The organism is Frankia sp. CoWAU3 (genome assembly GCF_977971855.1).
This window is the reverse complement of sequence record NZ_CDWWXB010000065.1, coordinates 12,727-17,130: the sequence shown is the minus strand read 5'-3', so window position 1 is coordinate 17,130 and position 4,404 is coordinate 12,727. Positions and strand designations below refer to the sequence as shown.

Sequence of the window (4,404 nt, the reverse complement as noted above, 5' to 3'; positions counted from 1 at the left end):
GCCCATCAGGGCACTGCCGGCATGGGACATGACCGTCTTGACGTCGGCGAAGTCCAGGTTGATCAGGCCGGGCGTGGTGATCAGGTCGGTGATGCCCTGGACACCGGAGAGCAGCACCTGGTCGGCGCTGCGGAAGGCGTCGAGAACGCTGATGTCCCGGTCCGTCATCGCCAGCAGACGGTCGTTCGGGATGACGATGAGGGTGTCGACCTCATTACGCAAAGTGTCGATACCGGTGTCGGCCTGGGTGGCCCGGCGCCGACCCTCGAAGGTGAACGGCCGGGTGACCACACCGATGGTGAGTGCTCCGAGGGAGCGGGCGACGTTCGCGACGACCGGCGCACCGCCGGTACCCGTGCCACCACCCTCACCCGCGGTGACGAAGACCATGTCGGCCCCCTTGAGGACCTCCTCGATCTCCTCCCGGTGATCCTCGGCAGCCTGGCGGCCGACCTCGGGGTCGGCTCCGGCGCCGAGGCCTCGGGTGAGCTCACGGCCGACATCGAGTTTCACGTCGGCGTCGCTCATGAGCAGGGCCTGGGCATCGGTGTTGATGGCGATGAACTCGACGCCCTTGAGACCGACTTCGATCATCCGGTTGACGGCGTTGACGCCACCACCACCGATCCCGACGACCTTGATGACCGCGAGATAGTTCTGTGGGGCAGCCATGCGGTGTCGGTCCTCCAGCGGCGTCGGTGGTCGGACGGGGGTTACCCCGCCCCTGCGCCGCCGCGGGAAGGCGGAGCCGCGCGGCGAGCGAGGAAAGCAGTCGAAGCCTCAACCTTCACCGTCAGCTAGACGGTTACAGTTATGTCAACTTCCGACTGTGGATCGGACAGTAGGCACGGCTTCGGCGGTGGTCAAGGACGCTGTCGGCGCGTCACGACTTTCCCCGCATGGTGGCTTCGCCACCATGCGGGGACCCCCGCCCCGGAAGGAGTCTGTGGTAACCGTGACTCGCCTCCGGCGACCTTCCCGGCGCAGCCGACGAGGGCTTCGTCTCAATGTACGGACCCCGATCAATGTACGGATCCCGACGCCTGGCCGTGCCACGGATCAAGAGACCTCACCACCACCGGGGCCGATGATGGTGTACTGCCTCCCGTGACCGGTCAGCGCACCCAGCACGTCCATTTCCTCGGCATCGGAGGCAGCGGCCTGTCTCCGCTGGCCCAGATCCATCTCGCGGGCGGCGGGACGGTGAGCGGCAGTGACTCCGAAGACTCGCCCCGGGTGGCGACCCTACGCGCACGGGGGGTACCGATCCGGATCGGGGCCACGCCCGGTCCGGCCGCCTTCGCCGCCGAGCTCGCCGGTGCGGATGTCGTGGTCGCGTCCAGCGCGCTGCCCGACGACCATCCGGAGATCGTCGCCGCCCGCGCGCTCGGTCTGCCCGTGCGCCGCCGTTCGGAATGGCTACCGGAGCTCACCGCCGGCTACCGGCTGGTCGCCGTCGCCGGTTCGCACGGCAAGTCGACCACCTCGGCTATGCTCACCCTGGTCCTGCGTGCCGCCGGGCTGGATCCCACGGCGGTCATCGGCGCGGAGGTGTCACAGCTGGGAGGAAACGCGCTGGCCGGCTCCGGCGACGTCTTCGTCCTGGAGTCCGACGAGTACGGCGGCGCCTTCGCGGGCCTCGACCCGAGCATCGCCGTCATCACCAACGTCGAGTGGGAGCACCCCGACGTCTTCCCTGACGAGGCATCGGTCCGGACGGCCTTCGCCGCGTTCGCCGGACGGGTCCGACCGGGTGGACGACTGGTCGTCTGCGGGGATCATCCCGGGGTGGTCGCCGTCCTCACCGAGCTGGGTCGCCAGCAGCCCGGCAATGACGTCGCGGTGAATGATGTCGCGGTGATCGACTACGGCTTCGGTGCCGAACGCCACTGGCGCGCCGTCGACGTCGTCACCACCGCGGGGGACGACATGACCAGGGCGACCGTCCTGCGGGCCGGTCAGGAGATCGGTGCGCTGACCCTGACGGTACCCGGCCGGCACTCGGTGCTGAACGCGCTCGCGGTCCTCGCCACCGCCACCGAGCTGGGAGTCGCTCCCACCCAGACCCTCACCACCCTGACGACCTTCACCGGCGCGGCCCGACGGTTCGAGTTCGTGGGCTTCTGGAACGGCCCCGCCGACAGCACCGGCGTCGGACCCGCCGGAGGTCCGGGCAGCCTGGAGGTGATCGACGACTACGCGCATCATCCGACGGAGGTCCGTCTGACGCTCGCCGCAGCCCGTTCGCGGGCTCGGGGACGGCAGATCTGGACGGTACTCCAGCCACATACGTTCAGTCGGTTCGCCGCGCTACTGGACGACTTCGCGGCCGCGTTCAGCGACGCCGACCGGGTGTACGTCACCGACATCTATGCCGCCCGCGAGACCGACGACCTCGGTCTGCATGCCGTCGACCTAGTCAAGCGGGTGAGCGAGCCGGCGGCGACGTACTACGTGTCCTGGCCCGAGCTCGTCGAACGACTCGCCACGGACGTCCGCGCAGCCCTGAGCGACGAGGCGTCGCGGGGGATCCTGCTGCTCACGCTCGGAGCGGGAACGATCACCACGGTCAGTCCCCGGCTGCTGGCCGCCCTGGGCTTCGCGGCGGCCGGTTGACCCCCTCCCTCCGGCGGGGATTCCCACCCGCCTGGCCGGCCAACGCCGCGACGGGTACTCCCCCACGGCCGTCCGAACGGCGGTGGGGTACCGCGGTGGGGTACCGTCGAAAACAAGAAGGGCTTCAATTCTCTCGTACAAAGAAGTGCCATCCGATGCCCGTGAGGCGGCGTCTCCTCCCCGGCGTGAAAGCGGCGCCGCGCCGCGGACCCGTAACGCCGACGCGACGTCCCGGGCGATGATCCTGCCGGCTGTTGCCCGGCGTCGATGGTTGACTGCCGCAACACGCCCCGCCGGCATGGCCGGCGGCGATCAGGTGAGGATCGAGACGATGGCCGACACGCAGGACCCGCGCAGACCTGGCTTCGACGTCAGGGCGGTCAATCAGACCGTGATCGCCGAGTACCGGGCGACTGGCGGCGCGTTGGAGAAGACGCTGCCCGGTTCCAGGCTGGTGCTCGTGACGACGACCGGGCGGCGCAGCGGGAAGGAGCACACCACCCCGCTGGGGTACGTCATGGACGGCGGTCCCGGCCGCATCGTCGTCTTCGCGTCCAACATAGCCGCCCCGCGGCATCCGGACTGGTACCAGAACCTGACGGCCGAGCCGAAGGTCGTGGTGGAGCTCGGCACCGACCGGTTCGAGGCCGAGGCGTCGACCGCCACCGGAGACGAGCGGCAGCGCCTCTACGAGGCACTGGTCGAGACGATGCCGGGGATCCGCGGCCACCAGGAGCAGGTGGAACGGGAGATCCCGGTGGTCGTGCTGGTCACGCTGTGATAACCGGCCAGTGTTGGACACCCCCCTGGCTGTCCAACGACCGGGGACGGCGGAGCGCTCAGAGAGCCGCGTGCCGCGGGCGGGATCGCCGCCGGGTGGCGGCGGCGTCCCGGATCATGGCGACGATCGCGGCGGCGGCCTGGGGATGGCCGCTGCCGGCGCAGGCGGCCGACATCTTCGCCAGCCGTTCGGCGGAGATGAGCACCGGCAGCGCGTTCTCGAGCAGCCAGGACACGCTGAGCTCGGCGTCGTCGACGAGGAGACCACCGCCGGCCTCCACCGTCGGCAGCGCGTTGCGGCGCTGCTCACCGTTGCCGTGCGGCAGGGGGACGTACACCGCCGGGAGCCCCACCGCGGCGAGTTCCGCGCACGTCATCGCGCCCGACCGGCACAGGGTCATGTCGGCCGCGGCATAGGCCGAGGGGATGTGATCGAGGTACGGCCGCAGCTCGTATGGCGTGGGCAGGTCGAGGGGCAGCGCCGCGGCGACCTCGTCGAAGTTCTTCGGTCCGGTCGCGTGCAGCACCTGGATCCCGGCGGCGGCAAGGGGATGCGCCGCCGCCGCCATCACCTGGTTGAGCGAGCGGGCGCCCTGCGAACCGCCGAAGACGAGCAGGGTCGGCCGGTGCGGGTCGAGCCCGTAGCGCGCCCGGGCGGCCCGCATCGCGGCCGGGGAACGGTCGAGGGTGAGGATCTCTCCCCGCAGCGGGATCCCGGTGAGCGTCGCGCCGCGCAGGGGCGTGCTCGGGTAGGACGTGGCGACGAACGGGGTGAGCCTGGCGCCGAGCCGGTTGGCCAGTCCCGGCAGCGGGTTCGCCTCGTGCACCACGATCGGGATGCCGCGGCGCCGGGCGGCGAGGTACGCGGGCGCGGACACGTATCCACCGAACCCCACGACCACGTCCGCCCGAACCAGGTCGAGGGTCTCCCCCGCCTGACAGATCGCGTCGAAGAACCGGGCGGGCAGCTTGAACACGGCCGGGGTGGGGCGGCGCGGCATCGGGACC

4 protein-coding genes are annotated in these 4,404 nt (G+C 70.7%); 2 read left to right on the top strand and 2 right to left on the bottom strand.

The genetic code is table 11. The features are described from left to right. Positions 1 to 672 (bottom strand): cell division protein FtsZ (gene ftsZ / locus AC08ON_RS08445; RefSeq protein ID WP_476616742.1); only part of this gene is annotated, 672 nt, incomplete at its 3' end. Between the two features lie 435 nt (positions 673 to 1,107). On the opposite strand from ftsZ, the gene murC reads away from it, so the two are divergent. Together murC and AC08ON_RS08435 are read left to right on the top strand one after the other, a co-directional pair. After that, positions 1,108 to 2,616: a UDP-N-acetylmuramate--L-alanine ligase gene (murC, locus tag AC08ON_RS08440; RefSeq protein ID WP_476607083.1), complete on the top strand. Its 1,509-nt coding sequence runs from the start codon at positions 1,108 to 1,110 to the stop codon at positions 2,614 to 2,616. 331 nt (positions 2,617 to 2,947) lie between these two features. Beyond that, the gene (locus AC08ON_RS08435; protein WP_476607082.1) at positions 2,948 to 3,397 is read left to right on the top strand and encodes a nitroreductase family deazaflavin-dependent oxidoreductase; all 450 of its coding nucleotides are present in this window, start codon (positions 2,948 to 2,950) and stop codon (positions 3,395 to 3,397) included. A gap of 58 nt (positions 3,398 to 3,455) precedes the next feature. On the opposite strand, the gene AC08ON_RS08430 is transcribed toward AC08ON_RS08435, so the two are convergent. Then, on the bottom strand, positions 3,456 to 4,404 hold a 949-nt coding region (locus AC08ON_RS08430; protein WP_476616741.1), incomplete at its 5' end, for a UDP-N-acetylglucosamine--N-acetylmuramyl-(pentapeptide) pyrophosphoryl-undecaprenol N-acetylglucosamine transferase.

What these genes read in the sequence shown, in the direction of transcription:
- AC08ON_RS08435 (WP_476607082.1), top strand. Translation starts at nt 2,948, where the DNA reads ATGGCCGACACGCAGGACCCGCGCAGACCTGGCTTCGACGTCAGGGCG.